This is a genomic window from Acinetobacter sp. NIOH-H-8 (assembly GCF_046635365.1).
Taxonomy (GTDB): Bacteria; Pseudomonadota; Gammaproteobacteria; order Pseudomonadales; family Moraxellaceae; genus Acinetobacter.
The window spans coordinates 1-394 of record NZ_JBHDVN010000336.1 but is presented as its reverse complement, the minus strand read 5'-3'; the positions used below and the strand labels follow the sequence as shown (position 1 = coordinate 394).

Below are 394 nucleotides of genomic sequence, written 5' to 3'. Positions count from 1 at the left end.
CTGTTTTCGCGCATGATGCTCGGTAAAAGCAAAAGCGACAAAATCGTTACTACGCTGGATGCCGGTCTTCAACGACGTCTGGAAGAACTGGCGCAAAACTGGAAAGGGCGGTTGCCACCGCGCAGCTCACTGGCGATGATCGTGGTTGATCATACCGATATGCGTGTTCGCGGCTGGGTGGGATCGGTTGATCTCAACGATGATTCACGCTTTGGTCATGTTGATATGGTCAATGCGATCCGATCGCCGGGATCGGTACTCAAACCCTTTGTGTATGGTCTGGCGCTGGATGACGGCTTGATCCATCCCGCATCACTATTACAGGACGGTCCGCGCCGCACCGGAGATTACCGCCCGGGAAACTTCGATAGCGGATTTCACGGCCCGGTTAGCA

Annotated in this window: 1 pseudogene; it reads left to right on the top strand. The window is 54.8% G+C overall.

The annotated features are described in order from the left end of the window. Positions 1–12: 12 nt before the first annotated feature. A pseudogene (locus tag ACEWB7_RS18530) lies at positions 13–394 on the top strand (hypothetical protein); the annotation flags it as partial.